Origin of the sequence: Bradyrhizobium sp. BR13661 (assembly GCF_029892425.1) — a bacterium.
In the GTDB taxonomy this organism is placed as follows: domain Bacteria; phylum Pseudomonadota; class Alphaproteobacteria; order Rhizobiales; family Xanthobacteraceae; genus Bradyrhizobium.
Map to the genome: position 1 here is coordinate 1 of NZ_JARXWB010000019.1, position 15104 is coordinate 15104.

The 15104-nt window shown below is 59.7% G+C and carries 21 protein-coding genes and 1 pseudogene; 19 read left to right on the forward strand and 3 right to left on the reverse strand.

The features are described from left to right. Nucleotides 1-195 precede the first annotated feature (195 nt). The 6 genes from M2427_RS27070 to M2427_RS27095 all read left to right on the forward strand — a co-directional run bounded on the left by M2427_RS27070 (nt 196) and on the right by M2427_RS27095 (nt 2906). Nucleotides 196-537 carry a hypothetical protein gene (locus M2427_RS27070; protein WP_280709930.1) on the forward strand — a complete coding sequence of 114 codons (342 nt, stop codon included), beginning with the start codon at nt 196-198 and terminating at the stop codon, nt 535-537. A gap of 667 nt (nt 538-1204) precedes the next feature. Then, nucleotides 1205-1495 carry a hypothetical protein gene (locus M2427_RS27075; RefSeq protein WP_280709931.1) on the forward strand — a complete coding sequence of 97 codons (291 nt, stop codon included), beginning with the start codon at nt 1205-1207 and terminating at the stop codon, nt 1493-1495. 241 nt (nt 1496-1736) lie between these two features. Further along, a complete protein-coding gene (locus tag M2427_RS27080) occupies nt 1737-1985 on the forward strand; it encodes a hypothetical protein (RefSeq protein WP_280709932.1) in 249 nt (82 codons plus the stop codon). A 102-nt stretch (nt 1986-2087) separates the two neighbouring features. Continuing rightward, a complete protein-coding gene (locus M2427_RS27085; protein WP_280709933.1) occupies nt 2088-2345 on the forward strand; it encodes a hypothetical protein in 258 nt (85 codons plus the stop codon). 147 nt (nt 2346-2492) lie between these two features. Further along, nucleotides 2493-2666 carry a hypothetical protein gene (locus M2427_RS27090; RefSeq protein WP_280709934.1) on the forward strand — a complete coding sequence of 58 codons (174 nt, stop codon included), beginning with the start codon at nt 2493-2495 and terminating at the stop codon, nt 2664-2666. Between the two features lie 18 nt (nt 2667-2684). Then, complete coding sequence (locus M2427_RS27095; protein ID WP_280709935.1) at nt 2685-2906, forward strand: hypothetical protein; 222 nt, start codon at nt 2685-2687, stop codon at nt 2904-2906. A gap of 466 nt (nt 2907-3372) precedes the next feature. On the opposite strand, the gene M2427_RS27105 is transcribed toward M2427_RS27095, so the two are convergent. Then, entirely contained in the window at nt 3373-3564 is a 192-nt protein-coding gene (locus tag M2427_RS27105) for a hypothetical protein (RefSeq protein WP_280709936.1), read from the reverse strand. Then, a complete protein-coding gene (locus M2427_RS27110; protein ID WP_280709937.1) occupies nt 3561-3761 on the reverse strand; it encodes a hypothetical protein in 201 nt (66 codons plus the stop codon). Before M2427_RS27110 ends, M2427_RS27105 begins: the two co-directional genes overlap by 4 nt. A gap of 865 nt (nt 3762-4626) precedes the next feature. On the opposite strand from M2427_RS27110, the gene M2427_RS27115 reads away from it, so the two are divergent. Genes M2427_RS27115 through M2427_RS27125 form a run of 3 tightly spaced genes read left to right on the forward strand, consistent with a single transcriptional unit; the run spans nt 4627 to nt 6757 of the window. Next, nucleotides 4627-5364: a hypothetical protein gene (locus M2427_RS27115; RefSeq protein WP_280709938.1), complete on the forward strand. Its 738-nt coding sequence runs from the start codon at nt 4627-4629 to the stop codon at nt 5362-5364. After that, nucleotides 5361-6197 carry a hypothetical protein gene (locus M2427_RS27120; protein ID WP_280709939.1) on the forward strand — a complete coding sequence of 279 codons (837 nt, stop codon included), beginning with the start codon at nt 5361-5363 and terminating at the stop codon, nt 6195-6197. Before M2427_RS27115 ends, M2427_RS27120 begins: the two co-directional genes overlap by 4 nt. A 5-nt stretch (nt 6198-6202) precedes the next feature. After that, a complete protein-coding gene (locus tag M2427_RS27125; protein ID WP_280709940.1) occupies nt 6203-6757 on the forward strand; it encodes a hypothetical protein in 555 nt (184 codons plus the stop codon). A gap of 43 nt (nt 6758-6800) precedes the next feature. Here M2427_RS27125 and M2427_RS27130 read toward each other — a convergent pair whose 3' ends face one another. Then, nucleotides 6801-7466, reverse strand: coding sequence for an SOS response-associated peptidase (locus tag M2427_RS27130; protein ID WP_280709941.1), 666 nt, complete (start codon nt 7464-7466; stop codon nt 6801-6803). A 137-nt stretch (nt 7467-7603) separates the two neighbouring features. Here M2427_RS27130 and M2427_RS27135 point away from each other — a divergent pair, with 137 nt between their 5' ends. From M2427_RS27135 to M2427_RS27180, 10 genes and pseudogenes are all read left to right on the forward strand, one after another. Beyond that, on the forward strand, nt 7604-7837 hold the full coding sequence (locus tag M2427_RS27135) for a hypothetical protein (protein WP_280709942.1): 234 nt from the start codon (nt 7604-7606) through the stop codon (nt 7835-7837). Further along, nucleotides 7831-8064, forward strand: coding sequence for a hypothetical protein (locus M2427_RS27140; protein ID WP_280709943.1), 234 nt, complete (start codon nt 7831-7833; stop codon nt 8062-8064). The genes M2427_RS27135 and M2427_RS27140 overlap by 7 nt, the downstream gene beginning before the upstream one ends. Further along, entirely contained in the window at nt 8061-8291 is a 231-nt protein-coding gene (locus M2427_RS27145) for a hypothetical protein (RefSeq protein WP_065724908.1), read from the forward strand. The genes M2427_RS27140 and M2427_RS27145 overlap by 4 nt, the downstream gene beginning before the upstream one ends. Before the next feature lie 170 nt (nt 8292-8461). Next, nucleotides 8462-8878: a hypothetical protein gene (locus tag M2427_RS27150; protein ID WP_280709944.1), complete on the forward strand. Its 417-nt coding sequence runs from the start codon at nt 8462-8464 to the stop codon at nt 8876-8878. Further along, nucleotides 8875-9414, forward strand: coding sequence for a hypothetical protein (locus M2427_RS27155; RefSeq protein ID WP_280709945.1), 540 nt, complete (start codon nt 8875-8877; stop codon nt 9412-9414). The genes M2427_RS27150 and M2427_RS27155 overlap by 4 nt, the downstream gene beginning before the upstream one ends. Before the next feature lie 1170 nt (nt 9415-10584). Then, nucleotides 10585-10881: a hypothetical protein gene (locus M2427_RS27160; RefSeq protein WP_280710063.1), complete on the forward strand. Its 297-nt coding sequence runs from the start codon at nt 10585-10587 to the stop codon at nt 10879-10881. A 28-nt stretch (nt 10882-10909) separates the two neighbouring features. Further along, nucleotides 10910-11524, forward strand: a pseudogene (locus tag M2427_RS42125) (phage terminase large subunit); the annotation flags it as partial. 415 nt (nt 11525-11939) lie between these two features. Continuing rightward, nucleotides 11940-12368, forward strand: a complete 429-nt coding sequence (locus M2427_RS27170; RefSeq protein WP_280709947.1) for a GNAT family N-acetyltransferase — start codon at nt 11940-11942, stop codon at nt 12366-12368. 170 nt (nt 12369-12538) lie between these two features. Next, entirely contained in the window at nt 12539-13807 is a 1269-nt protein-coding gene (locus M2427_RS27175; protein ID WP_280709948.1) for a CoA transferase, read from the forward strand. Nucleotides 13808-13871: 64 nt separating this feature from the next. Further along, on the forward strand, nt 13872-15095 hold the full coding sequence (locus M2427_RS27180; protein WP_348521948.1) for an acyl-CoA dehydrogenase family protein: 1224 nt from the start codon (nt 13872-13874) through the stop codon (nt 15093-15095). Nucleotides 15096-15104 lie beyond the last annotated feature (9 nt).

The window sequence follows — 15104 nt, forward strand, 5'->3', positions numbered from 1 at the left end:
GTCATTGACGATCGGACCCGACGACATCGGCCGACTGCAATGATTGGCGGCAACGGCCGCTCCCGACCTGTGCGTTTGCACACAACCAAGACCCACAGCCGACATTGTAGGCACCCGGACGAACATCTAATGGTGTTCGTGATAGCTCCCGCGCAGGGCGACTATCTCTGAGTTCCACGGGTGGAAACATATGCGATGCTAGTCGGCGAATACGTCAGCCCCGATGGTCAGCTGAAATTTCTTGTGACCTGCCCGGACGGCGATTGGACGCTGGGCTTCGACGGATGTCCCGCCCACACGCATGGGAGCATCCTTGCTGATCTGTCTGGTCTCGACGAGGTCACCGCAGTCGAACGCTATCTCGCTGACCTCATCGGTAATGTCAGCGTTATTGCGCTCAGGCGGTTTTCTGGTGTTCTGAGCGATGCTTGGATAACCGATGATCCGGCCGAAGAAGTGGTGAGCTGGCAGAAGTACGGCGCTCCGGACGAGACGGTTGAATTTCGGCGATGGGATGGGAGCGTCGTACGGCCCTGAGTTACGGCGTCCTACATAGATGACCGACCGTGCTCCGTCGCCTGTTGGCCCCTCAGCGGGCAAGCCGGGCGCGATCGTGTAACATCTGCTTTCGGTCCAACACCGGACTTCAAAGTCGACCCATTCATTCGTTTGATACGTCGGGCAAAACACCGGCATGATGCCATCATCGAAACGAGTTTGGTTCGCCCGCCCGGTGCATCCGCGGCGGGCTTTCATATGTCCGTAGTTTACGGGCTCTCACCTAATAGGGGCTGAGCACGCTATCGAGAAATTGCTCCTTTTCGCCGGGTGCGTAACCCTGACAAGCACCGAAATATGGTTCTGGCCTGTTACAGGGGTTGGCCGACCGATCATATTGCCGCGGCGCATGGGCAAAACCCGAAGTCCGGCCCGACGGGTACACGTGATAATGGGGACGAGCCGCTCCGTGGCGGTGGTGCCCATGATGTTCACTTGCCGCGTTCGCAACCCCGCTCAGGGTTATCAAAACGCTCAAGGCCAAGATCGAACGCATCGCCGTCTTCCTCCGAAGTGTTCGCTCATTTGATCAATCATTAGCACGAGGCAGCGTTCCAAAGACTTCCTTTTGCCCTGAGGCAGGTTCGGCCGATTGGGTTGAACCTGTGCCGCTTCCAGCGACACCAAGACATGCAGAGATATTGTCTTGGTCGCCGTTGCCCTTCGCCAGATGTCGCATGTAAATCCCGCTCTTGATCTGCTTTACCGGTTTGCCACGATCGGCTTCAGCATCTACCTGGCCCGCAAGGCCTGGTATGGCTATGTCGAGCGGAAGATCCTCTTCGTCAGTGACGACTGGCTCGACTGGTCGCGATGGTCGCGGCAGGAGTTTTACCGGGACACCATGCCGATCCGCTACTGGATGCAGATGGTCGGCACGGTGTTCGGCTCGCTGCTGTGCCTCGTCGGTGCCATCATCGGCTGGCAGCCGAACTGAACATCCGTCGCCGCGGCCTGCACTGGCGACGAAACAGCTTTGAAACAATCCTGAAACCAGATCTGTGTGAACGCCGTCACGCTTCGCCTCGACCAACGAAGCGAAAAGGAGACAACCATGATGCAGGTCATTCAGGTCGGTTCGAAGGAAGAAGTCGCGTTGCTGCTGATGTTGTTCGGCACGCACACCCAGCCCGTCAGGAAGCCCAAGCCGAAATCGCGACAGCGCTGAAGACGAACCCATGTCGGGACTGGCCGATAGCCTGAGCTTTCTGCGTTTGCTGATCGCGCGCGGAGATCCAAAGGGAATTCCGCTCGCGATGGGCGCCATCGACGATTATCTCGCGATGGCGCCGGTCAGCGCGCGCCATCGCGGCCTGCGCGTGCTGCAGCAGGACGCGCTCGATCTGCATGTCACCTCGGTCGGCGTGCAGCGCTCCTTCGCCGAGACGGTGGACGCCTATATCGAGCGGAAGCTGAAGGAAGAGTAGAGGCTCTGGCTCTGGTTCGTCCCGGAAGCTGGCATCGCTCTTGCTGCACGAGGTCTTAATCCCGGCCCGGCCCGTCGGGCCGTTTCAGATTGAGGCGATCACATGCAGTCCATGTCCCGTTTCGACACCACCGCGTCCCTGCAGCTCCACGCGCTGATCTCCGACCTCTCCTGGCGGATCCAGATGCTCGACGGCGATATCGCCGAGGAGGAGTGCAGTTCCGGCAATGCCGACCCTCGCAGTCCCACCTATTCCATGCTGGCCCAGGCCTTGCGCGCGCGCCGCGATAATCTGCGGACCTCGATCGCCGTGCTGGAAGCGCAGATCGAGCGGACAGCGGAGATGTCGCGCGCGGCGTAGACGAGCGGCCCGCAGGGTTCCAGGCGCACGGACTTGGCATATGTCAGGTTTGCTGCCGGATTGACCGGGGGGCATTTCGCGCCGTCCTTTAGGAACAAGTGTGCACTTTGACACTTAGGAACCCGCTGGCCAGGGAGGTTTCTGATCATGACCGAGACGAGGGAAGCCGAGCATCACGTGCCTGGCCGCGCGCCGCCGGGACCATCCTGCCCTGCCTGCAAGACGCCGTCGCGCTACATCAACTCGATGCTCGACGTGCGGCGCGAGCGGTCTGTCCTGATCTACCGGTGCGACGCCTGCCGCAAGGACATTTGGCAATGATGTCGAGGAGACGATGTCATGATGGATTACCAGACGCAGATCGAGAAGCTGCGCAAGGATGCCGCCGAATGCGCGCTGATCCGCGATCTCGCAACGGATAGCGCCAAGCGCGAGCTGTTCGAACGGCTCGCGAGCCATCTGACCGTTCTTGCGGACCAGGTCGAGCTGGCGATGCGGGACCGCACGTCCGGCGCCGGAGCCAGGGTCGCTTCCGAAAACGACGCTCCGTCATCGACCTGACGTGTCCGGTTGCGGCGGCTGTGGTCTCATCTCTGCTTTGAGGAACGCAGGGCGGCGCTCTGCATTCCCCAGACAGAGGAGGCTGGCCATGCCGCGCTATTATTTCGATCTGCTGGAAGGCGATCTGCTCGCCGTCGATGAAGAAGGGCAGGAACTCTCGAGCCTGCGCGAGGTGCAGGCGAGGCTGCAAGGTCACTCGCCGACATGGCGCGGGATGCGGTGGACGGCTTTCCGCCTGCGACGGGGCGTCAGGACATGGCGATCGAGGTTCGCGATGCATCTGGGCCCGTCATGCAGGTCAGGTTCACGTTCGAGGTCGAAAGCCTCAGGCACTAGCATGATCCGGACCCGAAGGGCCGCGTGAGCGCAAAGTGTGAAGCGGTTTTCCGAAAAGATCATGCTCAAACAAAGAGCGAAAGCGCGATGACGATTCAACCTGATCTCATCGCGCTTGAGCCGCAGGAGTTCACGCCTCCGGCGGCCAGGGGCCCTTCAGCTTGCCGATCTTGCGGCCAAGCTGCCACACCTCAACGTCACCGCGGCGCGTAAACCGCTGCGCAACGGCGAGGGCGGACGTGTCGGACGGGGCCTCGAACGCCTCGGCGCCGCGGAAGACACCGTTCTCACCGACCAGATAGGCGCGATACTGCCCGCTCATGTTGGCGCCCTCAGGCCCGGCGAATACAGCCAGGCCTCGATCTGGATCGCCGTCTCGTCCTGCCGCGCGCGGCGCAGCAGAATCTCGCGGCGCTGTCCCGGCGCGAGCGCGCGCGCTTCTTCGCGCAATCGCGCCGCTTGGTCGGCGAGCCTCTCGTGAAGTGATTTGGTCTGCTTGAAACGACGGCGCTTCAACATGGCGCTGCTCCCTTGTTCGAGGTGGGCGGGAGCGCGACGGGCGTTCTCATCACCGATATGTGCCACGGGCCTTGCGGTGTTGATTAACTGTACGACTCGTACTGCGGAGAGTCTCCAACATTTGAGGGGTCGGCGCGCCATCCCGCACACGTCTTTGCGATATGCTATTTGCGCCTTTTCAGCCGCTTACTCATCTTGCTTGCTGGCAAGCCGGCCCGTTCCGCCGTTAGGAACCACGCCTGGGGCCCCGGCTTGATGGCGTGGCCGGTCTCCCGCCGATTGACCGGCCTGGAATGGCGGCTCCGGCGCCAAAGCCCCCCCCGTCAGCGCCGGGGCCGTTTCGGTTTATCCTGAAAATGAGCTTGATGCGTCGGGCAAAACAGGGGCATAATGGCATCATCGGAATTTCTGGTTCAGCCCGCGCGGGAAACGTCCATCGCGGGATTTTTGCTTTCGAACAAGCGAGAACGCCCCGGGATTCCCGGAAAGGGCGACCGAAACCGGATAAAAAGTGTCAGGGCGCGCCGATCCTCCCGACACTCCTGCGTCCTTACACTCCTGTGTCGAAAGGTCCGTATCGGCCAAATTTAAGTGATTGATATTATGTCATTAAATGGCGCGAGAGATGGGGCTCGAACCCGCGACCTCCGGCGTGACAGACCACGGGGCCCCAATCGCATCAACGGTGGCTGACACTTCTGTCTCTCGCGGCGGCCGCGAATTCGATACAAAGTGTCAGGCCGTTTCATAATTGCTCTTTTCGGAACGTTTACCGGAATGTTGCAGGCTCTTCACTTGTCCTGCTAGGGTTCCACGCCTACCTGTCGCCACTTGCTCGCCTGCTCAATCAGAGGTTCTTGTTCGGATGCCCGACTGGCTGATCCATCTGGTGCGTCTGACTGTATTTTCGACAGAGGTGATCGCGCCGTCAGAAAAATTCTGGATGCTCGCCACCGGCGAGCATGAGGCCGAAAACCGTACGTCGGTTGGCGGGGGCAAGCAGTATTCCGGGCACGATTTTGGCGGCTTGGTCCAGGTGGGCATTGTCGGCAACCGGCTCGATCTACTGTTGTTTGTCGATCCAGAGGTGGCTCAGCCGGGTATCGCGCCGACGGTCGGGCCCGCCAACGTGCTTTTGCCTGAATTCGAGCGGTTGGCCAGACAACTGCTCTCCGGACTTGAATTCCCCGTCAATCGAATTGCCTTCGGTGGTCAATTCTTTCTCGTGGCCAATTCTCGGCAGGAAAGCTATGAGCAGATTGTCGGCCTTGCAAAGTCAATCAGTATCGATCCCAATAGGGCTCGCGAGATGATCTTCCGGATCAACTGGCCGCTCGACAGCCAGGTCGTGGCCGATCTGACGTTGAACCGGCTGACGACGCTTAGTTCGCTGATATTTGGACAGGTGATGCTTCAGCACCTTGTCCGGCAGGTGAGTGTTGTTCCGGCATCCAATGACATGGTCCACGTGACTAGCCTGGAGACCGATCACAATACGCCGGCCGAGCACACTGGTCCTTTTGAAAAAGAACAGCTGATTCCTATATTTGAAGAGCTGTTCCGATTGAATTCGGAAAATTTGATTTCAGGCGAAGTTCGATGAGAAGCGCAGTTCTGGCACGGGATGATATCGATGCTCGCACCACGCCGGTGCGTGCGATCGAGGCAGCTACGGATGGGCTCTTCAATTCGATGAACGGTAACGGTGTCACCGTTCGCTGCGTTGATGTCGAGGTGACGTCTTTCCAGCCAGTATATCGGTCGGATTTTGATACCTCTGCAACATTCATAGACCTGAATGTAGCTACCACGGTGCGCCGTCGGCACGTATCCGGGATGACGGCGATCTATCGATCGGATTTTGAAACCTCCGCGATATTCAACCTCCGCCCCGCGCAGCAATCCGGGATGACGGCTATTATTGGAGGAGGGAGTAATTTTCTGACGCCGACCTATGGAGTTTTCTCCACATCGTGGGGAGGCAACTCGTCCTCATTTGCCTACATGGGCACCGGAAATGGTTGCATGCAGAGTCCGCTCCCACCGTCGGGCAATCTCGAAGATCTTCCAGTCTTGATCTTTAATTCCCCCGATCTGACGGCAACTATCGAGCAAATCCGCGAGACGCTTGAGAGTGGCAAGGTCGACGCCGAAGATCTCGCCGCGGCGACGCGCGCTGTCGACGAGGCTATTATATTCCTTCGTCGGAATAGGCTTCCTGGCAGGCCGCGCGTCATGATGTCTGATGATGGCGTTCTCACGCTGCAATGGCGAAGCGAGACTATGGGAGCAGCGCTGATTTTTACCGGCGATGGTACCGTGTCAGTCGCGCTTAAGAACGCCGAGACAAGCTACTCAAAAAGCCTCGAAGGCATTGCGCTGGATGCATGGGTGCCAGCGGCATTCGTCTCCATCGTTGAGGATATCGTCGGATAGCTTCCATGTCGGAGTGCGACGAGGAGCAAAAGACGCAGCACCATCGCGGCCCTGGCAACGGCTTTGGGCCCGTGCAAGATGAAGAGATTATCTATTTTGCGGTCTTTGAGCAGACGCCCGTCGACGGAGGGAAGCTGGCGCTTGATTCTTTCGACAGCAAATCCATGAAGCGCGACGGACAGTCTGTCTCTCGTGCGTCGTTTACAACGCGGGCGGTGTTCGACCAGGATGTTGTGAAGGCAGGGGCCAACCCGAAAGGGGAGATCAAAGGCGTTTCTTCGGCTCTGGTCCAAAAAGTTCGCTCACTGCAATCCCCCATCAAGCTGAATGCTTCCGAGGTGTCGGTACGTTCATTTTGCGTGTTGGACCACGTCCTGCCAGGTGACTATGATTCTCACGCAACAATTTGTTTCGGAGAGCGGACCACCTCGCACGGCGCTGTCGTGCTTAGTCAAGGGCAAATCAAGTCAATTCGCCAAGCGGCTCGTCTCGAACTCGCCGATGCCTTCGGGCCCATTCGGCCGATCGATGATGTCGAGTTTGCCGAGGATAATATTTAATCGCACGTTCCGGAATTCTGAAACAACGCGAGCTGCAAACTACTCAAATAATCCCGACGTCTTCCTTGTCGCTCCCGCGGGCCACGATCGCGAGCGTGTCGTCTGGCAACGGTCGTTGCAGCGCCTTCGCTTCGTCCCACGGCGCCCGCAGCCACACGTCCCGCTCCTCATCCGTAGTCAGGATCACCGGCATCGCCTTCGGATGAATCGGCTCGACCACCGCATTCGGCCTGGTTGTGAGAAATCCATAAACCTGATGCGGCCCCGGCACCGGCTTTGACTTCGTGCCGCGATCACCGTTGAAGGTGGTCCAGATGCCGGCGAATGCAAACAGCGGTCGCGACTCCGCAAGCGCAAACCATACGATGTCTTTCTTCTTCGTCTCCGGGTTCGGCTCCGGCGCGTACTCGGCAAAGCTGTTGGCCGGCACGAGACACCGATGCTCCGGCCCGAGCCATTGCCGCCAGTGCTTGAAGGAAGGCATGCGGATGTTGGTCACTGGCGTGCCGCCCTTCTCCGGCGGCGGCGGCATGCCCCAGCGCATCATCGCGATCTCGCGCTCGCCGTCGTCGCCATTGCGAATGACGGGGGCGGGGTAGTCCGGAAACACGCCGGGCATCGGCGGCAGATTGCCCTCATAGCGCCTGATAACGCGGAAGAGATCCGCGATCGCAGCCTGGTTGGTCGTGATCGAGTAGAGATTGCACATCAGTACGCCTGACCTTCTGCTGACGACCCTGTCTCATCCGGGACCAACGCTTATGCGGCGGAATGGATAGAGGGCCAAGCCGGACTTGACTCTATGTTCTCTTTTTGTTCTTTTCGACCAAATCGCAGGTTTGGTCAATGCCGACACTCGAATACATCCGCTCGGAGATCGAGCACATGCGCACGCAGATAAGCCGTCAGCGCAAAGAAATCCTCCAACTCCAGCGGGCGGGGTTAGGCACAGCCTCGGCTGAAGCTCTGCTTTCCCGCATGCAGGCGAAGGTGGACGAACTCGTTTCGAAGCGAGACGAGATGAAGAAGGCAGAACCGCGAGGGGCTAAGAAGCGCGTGCTGGGAGGACGGAAATGGTAGCTGAGCGGCCAAGGTATTTTTCCGACATGGAGAGCCCGCCGGAGTTTCTGAGAGCACTCGACCAAGCCCGGCGCCTTTCAACGCGAGAAGGTTGGTGCCGAGCGCACATCGAGGCCATCCAGGTCTCGATCGATCAATACGCGGAAGCGGCATTTGGTAACCGGGAATTCTTCCTCAACAAGCCGCACAGCATCGGGCCTAGCCGGAGCAAGAGTGACGTTCCGTGAAGCGTCACACCACCGGAACAGATTCGGTTTTTCCTCAGAAAGAAGTTGACCCGTCGGGCAAAACACTGGCAGAGTGGCATCATCGAAAAGTTTGGTTCAGCCCGCGCGGAGTGATCGGTGACGGGCATTTTGTTATGGTGAAATTTGATGGGTTTCGCTTCGCTCAACCGATCCTACGAGCTGACGACTACTTGTCGAGCGTGAGAAAAACAATTAAAGGTAGATAATTATGTGAAGTACATTGGTCTCGGCGCCTAGCCAATATTTGGAGGCGGCAATGTTTCACCTTGAGCCTATATCTACGACTAACATCATTAGCTTAGTCCAGCTTTGTGCCGTTATCGCAGGCTTCTATTTCTCTTGGAAATCGCTCGAAGCCTCGAGGACGAGTATCGGATTGGCGACAAACAGCCTGGCTGTGGCGGGTAACAATCTTGAGCTAGCCACCAAGAGCCTCGGCGTGGCGGGCGACAATCTTGGGCTCGCAACGCGGAACGCGCAGGTACAGCTTTATAACAATCTGCTTACGCAGGGTCGTGACCTGCAACTCAGGTTTATGGGAGAGTTCATGAAGGGCGACGATGCCCAGACTGACAGAACGAAGTTCTTCATGGGCATTGTTATCGCGTATTACGCAAGCTGTTTCGAGTTGAGGAATATCCTCGACCTGCCTCCGAACGCAAAAAAGTTGTTGGAGAATGACGTCAAGGAATCGATGCGTCAGGCGCCTTTTAAGGAGCGATTTGAAGAATTGAGGGATTTGCATAGCAAGGAATTTGGACAGTTCGTTGATGGACTGAGAGGCGTTCAATGACCTTCTTTGCAAACGCGGGCGTTAAGTGGCCCAAAGTGCAAACGGAACTCCGGAAAGCGGGTACGAGTGCCATGTCCGGAGGTGCAGAACTCTGGCGGCTCTTCTCCGAGATAGAGGCCTGGGAGTCGGATCATCGTGCTGGCTCTGGAGAAGATGGGGAAACTAAGAGGAAATGCGTAAACGCGCTGCGAGAAGCGGCAGACAGATACGAGGAGAGCCTGAGATATATCGACCGCGAATTGACTGGCCCGTTAAGTTCGAGTGAGATTGACTTGGTCGCGCCGCCCTTTCCTTATTTCATTAATCAATTGGACCCCGATCCACTTCGTAGGACGAACTTCGAGGTGAGTGAGATCTATGTCCAACTCATTGGAAGACTTAGAGAGCTTGCGTCGGAGATCAATGCTCTTGACCTTGGTCGCGATCGGCGTGATCTCGCTTCTGAGGTGTTTGGAGCCATGCGCGCATGGGAGTTGATCTCGTGGCTTGCGCGACTGATCGCTGTACTAAATCTACGCAAAGAATCGGCGCGTTGACCCGGGCCGACATGGCGTTTGACACGTCGGGCAAAACACTGGCAAAATGGCATCATCGAAAGAGTTCAGTTCAGCCCGCGCGGAGCAATCCGCCGCGGGCTTTCCTTTTCCGGAGATGCAATTGTCTATCTGAGGAAGATTCTAGAATGACCAGGATTAGGAGACGGGCGCCTGTATATCAGCACGTCGCTCAGCCAATCACCAATGAAGACTACATGGCTCCAACGTTGGCGGACATCCAGGCGTTGGCGCGGAGCAGGACCGAGACGGCAATCCATGTGCTATCTTCTATCATGATAAGAGAGACCGCAAACCCGTTTGCGCGTGTGGCCGCTGCAAAGGAACTGCTCGATCGGGGTTGGGGAAAGCCGGCCCAACCGTTGGCTAACGACCAAGGCCCACTGCAATTGCTGACGCGGATCGAACGCGTGATCGTGCATCCGGATAATCCGTCGCCACTCGTCAATCGAATTGAGACGTCATTATCCCGAGAGGAACAGCGATGAGCGAGAGAACGCGAGGGATCCCTGTGGGGCCTACGAGCATTGCGCCGGCAAGCCAAACGTCTCAGTCAACCGGTTGGCCCAAGTGGATGCAAGACGCGTTTGCATATGAGCCGGGGGCGAAGAGCGTGGAGAAGGTCGGTCGAGTTGATCAGCCGACGCACGGCGCTTCCAAGGACGTTCGGATACTCACGCGAGTATCTCCGCGTCCCTGACTTCAGCAGCCGGTGTTCGTTTGACACGTCGGGCAAAACACCGGCATAATGGCATCATCGAAACGAGTATGTCGGGCCCGCGCGGAAACATCCGCTGCGGGCTTTTTCGTTTCGATTTCAGGAATCGGACGGCGTCCCGCGCATCGCGGCCTCGCCCTCGTTGAAACGCGTTCATGGAGCGCCGATCAGCGCGCCGCCGTCCGAACCAGCTTTATTGGCCGTGCACGCGCGAACGTGCCGGCCCGCGGCGCGAGCCTTTGCTTGCGCCGCCGCGGTCCCCGGAGGGGATAAGGTTCGCGCCGAAACGATCGCGTGTCATGCCGCGATCTGCCGCACTGTTATTTCTTTGGAGAAACGATGACGGTCTATCTGATATCGCTCGCGCTCGCGGGCCTGGTCGCAATTGTGGTGTGGGAGATTTTTGCATGAGTGATGGTTTTATCAAGATCGATATGTCGGACTTCGACCCGCCCGTTCCGAAGAGGACGTCGAAGGCGCGCACGTTGACCGAGATACGGTCGGTCGCGCGCGGCCATACCAGGACCGCCATCAATGTTCTCGTCGGCGTCATGCGCAGCAGCGAGGCGACGCCGGCCGCGCGCGTCTCGGCCGCCAATGCGATCCTCGATCGCGGCTGGGGCAGGGCGGCGCAACAGGCCGAGAACGGTGAAGACGAGGCGCTGGAATTGATCCACCGGATCGAACGCATCGTCGTGCATCCCGGAAAGTCCAGCGGCGGGGGATCCTAGCGTCCTCGCTGGAGAAGAGGCGCTTGCCATGTCGACCTTGAAAATTCCAACCGCAAAAATCTTCGAGCCGCTGCTGAAACCCGCCCGCTACAAGGGCGTTTACGGCGGACGCGGCTCGGGCAAATCGCATTTCTTCGGCGAGCTGCTGGTCGAGAGCTGCCAGGCCGAGCGCGGCACGCTCGCGGTCTGCATCCGCGAGGCGCAGCGGACGCTGGCGCAATCGTCGAAGCGGCTGATCGAAGGCAAGATCGCGAGCCTCAAGCTCGGGCACGGTTTTAAAATCTTCAGTGACAAGATCGAGACGCCCGGCGACGGGCTGATCATCTTTCGCGGACTTCAGGATCACACGGCCGACTCGATCAAATCACTGGAGGGATTCCGCATCGCCTGGATCGACGAAGCGCAGTCACTGAGCGCGCGCAGCCTCGCGCTGCTGCGGCCGACCATTCGCGCCAAGGACTCCGAGCTGTGGGCGAGCTGGAATCCGCGCCGCAAGAGCGATGCGATCGACGATTTTCTGCGCACGCGCCAGCCTGATGGCGCGCTGGTGGTGAAAGCCAACTGGCGCGACAATCCCTGGTTTCCCGATGTGCTCGAGGAGGAGCGGCTGCTCGACCAGAAGCTCTATCCGGAGCGCTACGACCACATCTGGGAAGGCGACTATGCGCGCGCCTTCGAGGGCGCCTATTTTGCTTCGCTGCTGTCGGAGGCGCGAGCTGCGGGGCGGATCGGGAAGGTGGCCGCCGATCCCTTGCTACGCTTGCGCGTCTTCATCGACATCGGCGGCGCCGGCGCTGCGGCGGATGCTTTCACCATGTGGGTGGTTCAGTGGGTGGGACACGAAATGAGGGCGGACTTTCAGCACCTGCGGCGCTGGCGAAAGAGCGTGGAGCAGGCGCAGAGCTACACCTTCAAGGCTGTGATTACGGTGATCGCCACCGGCCTGATGGGTGCTGTCTGGCTTGGCGTGAAGGTCGTGCTGGGCAAGTGAGTCTTTCCCGGCGGTGACATCGCCGAGAGGTCGATCGAGGTCATCGCATCGTTCCTAGGGGCATGCCATGTACAGAATTCGTATGGTCGACGCGTCAGATGATGAGATCGCCGATACCTTGGCCGATCTGCATCGGCTGACCTTCTGCGATGCTGCGGCCATGCCGCCGTTCGAGAAGGGAACGTGGTGGCTCGCTTACCGCGGCGACGATGCCGTTGCATTCGCGGGCGTCGTGCCGTCCACCCATTCGCGGAATTGCGGCTACTTCTCCAGGGTCGGCGTCTTGCAGCGCCATTGGGGCCACGGGCTTCAGCTCAGATTGATGCGGGCTGCCGAAGCGCAGGGACGTCGTGTCGGATGGACCGGCATCGTCTCCGATACGACGGATAATCTTGCCTCAGCGAATAACTTTATCAAGGCTGGCTATCAGCTCTTCAAGCCCGAGGTCCCCTGGGCCTGGTCGCACACGCTCTACTGGCGAAGGTCGCTTCGCTGAACAGGGTTTCCCGTGAAGCGGAACGTCCATTTGAGGCTTCACCCCTGCCGGGCTCATTTTACGTATTGAAGCGTTGCCGCTGAAGCACTTGCGAAGCAGGCCGAGCCGGGCTTTAAGTTCGCCTGCTGGAAATTCGGCGAGCACAAGCCGATGCAAGGGGAGCCCCAGGGATGTCCACCAAGCCTCAATTGCCGGAGCGTTCGTCGCGGGCGGCAGGAGGGCCAACCGCACTCGATGGGTTATTGGTCGTCGATTTCACCCGCGTGGTCGCGGGTCCGGCCTGTACACAGACGCTGGCTGATTTCGGTGCGCGCGTCATCAAGATCGAAAATCCCGATGGTGGCGACGACACGCGCGGGTACGAGCATGCCGAAATCGGCGGCGAAAGTGCGGCCTATCTGAGCTTGAACCGCAACAAGATCGGCATCGCGCTCGATCTTGCAGTTCCGGAGGCGCGCGAAATTGCGCTGGATCTGATCCGCAAGGCGGATGTGGTCGTCGAGAATTTTTCCAGCGGCGTGATGAAGAAATTTGGTCTGGACTATGAGGCCGTCGCTCCGCTCAACCCGCGGCTGGTCTATTGCTCGATCTCCGCCTACGGACGTACCGGACCGTTCGCCTCGCGTCCTGGCTTCGACCCGATCACGCAAGCCGAGAGTGGCTTCATGTCACTCAACGGGTTTGCCGACGGCCCCGCGGTTCGTACTGGCCCGCCGATCGTCGACATGGCGACGGGGATGTCGGCCTGCAATGCGATCCTTCTCGCGCTATTGGCGCGGGATCGGCTCGGCCGTGGCCAGCATGTCGAGGTCGCCCTGTTCGACGTCGCCATGGGAATGACCGGCTTCTATGGCATGGCCTATTTGATCAGCGGCCAGAATCCCGGGCGATTTGGCAACTCGCCGAGCGGGTCGCCCACCGTAGGTGTTTACGAGGCATCCGATGGCCCGCTTTACATGGCTTGCGCGAATGACCGACTGTATCGACGGCTGGTCGTCCAGGTGCTGAATCGTCCGGATCTCATCAACGCGCCCCAGTTCGCGACGCGAAAGGCGCGGTCCGAGAACAAGGAACTCCTGCGTGCGGCCATTGCGGAGGTGTTCGCGAGCGACACGCTCGAGAATTGGATGGCGAAGATGAAGTTGGCCAACATCCCGGTCGGCTATCTCCGGACGGTCGAGGAGGGGTTCAATGCACCCGAAGCGCGGGATCGGGCGCGCCTGAGCCGGATCCCGCATCGCACGGCGGAGTGGGTACCGAACATCGAGCCGCCGATCAGCATGAGCCTAACGGCGGCCATCGACCCGGTGGCGGCACCATTGCTGGGCGAGCATACGGAAGGCGTCCTGCGCGAGACGCTCGGTTACGATGAAAGCCGGATTGCGGCCTTGGCCGATAAAGGGGCGTTCGGGCTGCGCAAGGCCGCGACCTCGGACTGAGGGCGGCGGCAGCTTGATTTGGCAGGGTTCCCGCCGCATAAATATGTGAGAGCGAGGGACAGGAATGGCGCCTGGTCAAGAGCCGAGTATGGGGCAGTCGGCAGGCTCCGGCGAACGAGCCTATGCGACGATGATTGCCAAGGCCCGGTCGCTTGTGCCGCAACTACGGGAGCGCGCGGCGCGCACTGAGGAGCTCCGGCACCTGCCGCCGGAGACGGAGCGTGATCTGCACGATGCCGGCCTGTTCCGCATGCTTCAGCCGAAGCGCGTTGGCGGCGCCGAGCTCGACTATGTGGCCCTGATCGATTGTGCCGAGTTGATCAGCCGGGCCGACGCATCGGTGGCCTGGAATCTTGCTAATCTGGCAAGCCATCACTGGATGCTCGGCATGTTCGCGCAGCGCGCACAGGATCTGGTCTGGGGCACGGACCCGGATGTGCTGATCGCGTCATCGTTTATCTTTCCCGCCGGCCGCGCCAGCAGGGTTGAGGGCGGTTACCGGTTACGCGGCAGTTGGCCATTCTCGTCGGGCGTCGGCTCCTGCGCCTGGAACATGCTCGCAAGCGTCGTCTCATCGGACGATGAAGCCGACGGCATCGAGTATCGCATCTTTCTGCTGCCCAGGGCCGACTACAAGATCCTCGATACCTGGAACGTCGCGGGACTACGCGGCACAGGGTCATCGGACGTCGAAGTCAGGGACGCCTTTGTCCCCGAGCACTTGACGGTCGCCGTGGGTGACCTTGCAGGGGGCGCAACGCCAGGCAGCAAGGTGAATCCCAATCCTCTCTATGCGCTGCCGGTGTTCTCGTTGTTTCCTTACGTTCTCTCCGGCGTCGCGCTGGGGAATGCGCAGGCCTGCCTGGATGATTATACGGAAGTCGCGCGTCACCGTATCTCGACCTACAACCGCGCCAAGCTGAGCGACTTCCAGAGCACGCAGATCAAAATCGCGGAAGCCTCCGCCAAGATCGATGCTGCGCGCCTCGTCATGCGCGCGGCCTGTACCGAGGCGATGCAGGATGCGCGACGCAACTACTCGCCCGACATGACGACCAAGACCAGATATCGGCGCGATGGTGCCTTCTCGGTCAATTTGTGCACTGACGCCGTTTCGATGCTGTTTGCGGCGAGCGGGGCGCGCGGATTGTTCACGACGGGCGTGCTACAGCGGCAGTTCCGCGATGCGCATGCGATCAATTCCCACCTCGCGTTTAATTTTGATGCGGCCGGAACGAACTATGGACGCGTGGCACTCGGACTGCCGTCCGAGAATCTCACCTTGTGAGGCCGGCCG

Coding starts and splice junctions, on each gene's coding strand:
- M2427_RS27175 (WP_280709948.1), top strand. CDS start 12,539: ATGTCCACCAAGCCTCAATTGCCGGAGCGTTCGTCGCGGGCGGCAGGA.
- M2427_RS27095 (WP_280709935.1), top strand. CDS start 2,685: ATGATGGATTACCAGACGCAGATCGAGAAGCTGCGCAAGGATGCCGCC.
- M2427_RS27070 (WP_280709930.1), top strand. CDS start 196: ATGCTAGTCGGCGAATACGTCAGCCCCGATGGTCAGCTGAAATTTCTT.
- M2427_RS27135 (WP_280709942.1), top strand. CDS start 7,604: ATGCCGACACTCGAATACATCCGCTCGGAGATCGAGCACATGCGCACG.
- M2427_RS27170 (WP_280709947.1), top strand. CDS start 11,940: ATGTACAGAATTCGTATGGTCGACGCGTCAGATGATGAGATCGCCGAT.
- M2427_RS27160 (WP_280710063.1), top strand. CDS start 10,585: ATGTCGGACTTCGACCCGCCCGTTCCGAAGAGGACGTCGAAGGCGCGC.
- M2427_RS27085 (WP_280709933.1), top strand. CDS start 2,088: ATGCAGTCCATGTCCCGTTTCGACACCACCGCGTCCCTGCAGCTCCAC.
- M2427_RS27090 (WP_280709934.1), top strand. CDS start 2,493: ATGACCGAGACGAGGGAAGCCGAGCATCACGTGCCTGGCCGCGCGCCG.
- M2427_RS27120 (WP_280709939.1), top strand. CDS start 5,361: ATGAGAAGCGCAGTTCTGGCACGGGATGATATCGATGCTCGCACCACG.
- M2427_RS27155 (WP_280709945.1), top strand. CDS start 8,875: ATGACCTTCTTTGCAAACGCGGGCGTTAAGTGGCCCAAAGTGCAAACG.
- M2427_RS27110 (WP_280709937.1), bottom strand. CDS start 3,761: ATGTTGAAGCGCCGTCGTTTCAAGCAGACCAAATCACTTCACGAGAGG.
- M2427_RS27130 (WP_280709941.1), bottom strand. CDS start 7,466: ATGTGCAATCTCTACTCGATCACGACCAACCAGGCTGCGATCGCGGAT.
- M2427_RS27125 (WP_280709940.1), top strand. CDS start 6,203: ATGTCGGAGTGCGACGAGGAGCAAAAGACGCAGCACCATCGCGGCCCT.
- M2427_RS27180 (WP_348521948.1), top strand. CDS start 13,872: ATGGCGCCTGGTCAAGAGCCGAGTATGGGGCAGTCGGCAGGCTCCGGC.
- M2427_RS27140 (WP_280709943.1), top strand. CDS start 7,831: ATGGTAGCTGAGCGGCCAAGGTATTTTTCCGACATGGAGAGCCCGCCG.
- M2427_RS27105 (WP_280709936.1), bottom strand. CDS start 3,564: ATGAGCGGGCAGTATCGCGCCTATCTGGTCGGTGAGAACGGTGTCTTC.
- M2427_RS27115 (WP_280709938.1), top strand. CDS start 4,627: ATGCCCGACTGGCTGATCCATCTGGTGCGTCTGACTGTATTTTCGACA.
- M2427_RS27080 (WP_280709932.1), top strand. CDS start 1,737: ATGTCGGGACTGGCCGATAGCCTGAGCTTTCTGCGTTTGCTGATCGCG.